The organism is Kamptonema animale CS-326 (assembly GCF_028330895.1).
GTDB lineage: Bacteria > Cyanobacteriota > Cyanobacteriia > Cyanobacteriales > Microcoleaceae > Kamptonema > Kamptonema formosum.
Window position 1 is genome coordinate 1 of sequence record NZ_JAQMUA010000004.1, and the last position, 2791, is coordinate 2791.

At 43.2% G+C, this 2791-nt stretch carries 3 protein-coding genes and 1 pseudogene; 2 read left to right on the plus strand and 2 right to left on the minus strand.

Features of this window, described 5'->3' with window-relative positions; all coding sequences use genetic code 11:
- Positions 1-232 (plus strand): annotated as a pseudogene (locus PN499_RS00070) (hypothetical protein); the annotation flags it as partial.
- Here PN499_RS00070 and PN499_RS00075 read toward each other — a convergent pair.
- Both PN499_RS00075 and dapF read right to left on the minus strand, forming a co-directional pair.
- Positions 207-1352, minus strand: a complete 1146-nt coding sequence (locus PN499_RS00075) for a hypothetical protein (RefSeq protein ID WP_272029550.1) — start codon at positions 1350-1352, stop codon at positions 207-209. The pseudogene PN499_RS00070 and the gene PN499_RS00075 sit on opposite strands and share 26 nt — an antisense overlap.
- A 121-nt stretch (positions 1353-1473) precedes the next feature.
- Positions 1474-2310, minus strand: a complete 837-nt coding sequence (gene dapF / locus PN499_RS00080; RefSeq protein ID WP_272029551.1) for a diaminopimelate epimerase — start codon at positions 2308-2310, stop codon at positions 1474-1476.
- A 100-nt stretch (positions 2311-2410) separates the two neighbouring features.
- Here dapF and PN499_RS29730 point away from each other — a divergent pair, with 100 nt between their 5' ends.
- The gene (locus PN499_RS29730; RefSeq protein ID WP_465249953.1) at positions 2411-2764 is read left to right on the plus strand and encodes an Hfq-related RNA-binding protein; all 354 of its coding nucleotides are present in this window, start codon (positions 2411-2413) and stop codon (positions 2762-2764) included.
- Positions 2765-2791: the final 27 nt, after the last annotated feature.

A 2791-nucleotide genomic window follows, 5' to 3' on the forward strand; every position in this document is an offset into this window, starting at 1 on the left:
ATCTAGGAGAGAAGAAAGAAGGAAGAAGGAAGAAAAATTTAGTTATCTAGGAGAGAAGGAAGAAGGAAGAATGAGAGGGGGAAAGAGAGAGACTAGGAGACTAGGAACAATTTCCCCCAATTACCAATTACCAATTACCAATTACCAATTACCAATTACCAATTACCAATTACCAATTACCAATTACCAGTTAACCCTTAACATTTCTACGAACTTTGAATTTCCTCAATAATCCAATCAAAAGTTTCAAGAACCTGCTTAAGAGCCGATTCATCCTGCAAGGTAGATAAAGGCAAACTAGGCGAACGTCTCTCGCCAGGATCTATCGGTAGCGACAGACCAATAGAACTAAGTTTAGACCGCAATTCTAACCATTTATCTCCCTGATTAAAGGGCCACTGGGAACCATAATTACTAGAAGAAATCTCCAGCCTTCCAGAAATATCAACAGTAAACAACTGATAAGGTTTTCTTCCCCTTTGATTAAGCTGAGCCGCAAAGCCTCCATAAGTGTCACCTGTACCCCAATGCACTTCAACTTCAGGCTCTTGACTTTGTACCCAGTCGTGGATAGAGCTAGCCATTTCCGCCTCATCCTCACCTCGCCTAGCTTTCAATTCCTCAAAGAAAGAAGCCTCATCCCAACGCCTTCTTTCACGAGTCGCACTTGATTTTTTCTGCTGTGCTTCCGCCGTCTGGCCAATCACTCTAGGAACCAAGGTTTTTAAACCATCTTGGCTAACATATTGCTTAATTTCTAAAGCTAAAACCTCTACCGGGTCCATCTGTTCATTTAGAAATTCTACCACTCGCCGCATTTCTGCGGAAATCTCTTCTGCCACAAAAACCAAACGCAATTTACCAGCTTGCAAATTAGTTTTTACCTTCTGCCAAAACCGATCCTCATTAGTATCAGCACCCAAAAATTCCTCAAAAATTTGTTCGGGATCGCGATTTTGTTCCCGGCAATTAGTTTCAAATAAACCAATAATTGACTCAATTGGCCAATAAACTACAGCATTAGCAGCATAATCAAGCATTTGACCAGTTATTTTTTGCCGAGCATCCGCACTGCGAGCACGCTTAACTTCTACCAAAGTAGGAATTGCATCTTGGTCAAGAAACAAATGATCCAACGACCAACGACCAGCAGTCTCCTCTTCACTTAACAGTGCCACTTCCCGTGAAATTAACAGCCATCGCCTTGGTGTCGCTCTATCTATTTGATCGCCTGCTATTAGGTTAGGATAAGTTTCTAGCAATTCTTGAAGCTGATCTTCGGAATCATAGGGTTGTTCTGTCATTTCCACCAGCCGGTCGTCGTCCTGAATTAGATAAATGCCGCCGCCCATTAAAGTACCCCTAATTGATATTAGATGTTAGATATTAGATGTTAGATTGCGAACAAAATAAATAAGCAATTTCAGCTTATTTATTCTGATGTTCCGAGTGTTGCGGTACTGCTGTTGACGGCTAAATTTTGCCCGCAAATACTTGTACTGCTGGCCCAGTCATATAAAGCCTTTGGTCGGTTTGTGACCATTCAATTTGCAAAATACCGCCAGGGAGTTCAACCGCAGCTATGCGATCGCACTTTCCAGCTAACACTCCAGCTACCACAGAAGCACAAGCACCAGTCCCACAAGCAAGCGTAACACCAGCGCCTCTTTCCCACACCCGCATTTTCACGTAGTCTCGACGTATAATTTGGATAAATTCTGTATTTGTCCGCTGGGGGAAAACCGCGTGATGCTCAAATAGCGGCCCAATAGTTTCTAAAGCAATTGCTGAAACGTCCTCTACAAAGGTAATACAGTGTGGATTTCCCATACTGACACAGGTAACTAACCAAGACTGTCCGGCTACTTCTAGGGGTAACTCTACAACTTTGCGATCGGGAGATTCTAAAGTTGTGGGAATTTCCGCAGCTAAAAGTCGAGGTATTCCCATATCAACTTTTACCTGACCATCAGCTAGCAATTCTGGGGTCATAACACCAGCAAGAGTATCAATACGATACTGAGTTTTAGCATTGACACCTTCTAAATCAGCGATAAACTTAGCTAAACAGCGAATACCATTACCGCACATTTCCGCTTCCGAACCATCGGAGTTGTAAATCCGCATAGTATAGTCCGTACCATTTTGCCCTGGAAGAGCAAAGATTACGCCATCTCCACCAATCCCAAAGTGGCGATCGCACAACTCCTCTGCTTGCTGTAGGGTTAAAATTGGTTCTGACTGATGACGGTTGTCAATCAGAATAAAATCATTACCTAGTCCGTGATACTTAGTAAACTCAATTGCCATTTCAACGATTAGCTCCTAATTAACTTGATAAACTTCTATAGGACTTACGCACCGTAACGCAAATATAAAGGTCTGAGATTGCTTCAGGCTGGCTGCGGACTTGCTTCGTACCTGGCAACTGCGATCGAGCTTGACTCGCGATCGCGGAAGATTGTACAGAGTGTGTAAGTCCTCTTCCAATATCTTGACCGCTGACTCCACTCCTTACTCATTACCCATTACCTATTACCTATTCACGATTATGTCTGAATTCGAGACGGGATTGCCCAGCATTCGCCAAGTTCAAACCTACATCAAAGACAAACAAGAAGTAGAACTCAAACTCGTCACTAATGACCTTTTAGCTGGAAAAATTTTCTGGCAAGACCCCCATTGCATTTGCCTGCTAGACGAAGAAAATATACAGACTACGATCTGGCGACAAGCCATTGTCTATCTCAAACCTAAAAGCTGAGGAGAGGGGAGAGGGGGAGCAGGGGAG

What these genes read in the sequence shown, in the direction of transcription:
- PN499_RS00075 (WP_272029550.1), bottom strand. Translation starts at nt 1,352, where the DNA reads ATGGGCGGCGGCATTTATCTAATTCAGGACGACGACCGGCTGGTGGAA.
- dapF (WP_272029551.1), bottom strand. Translation starts at nt 2,310, where the DNA reads ATGGCAATTGAGTTTACTAAGTATCACGGACTAGGTAATGATTTTATT.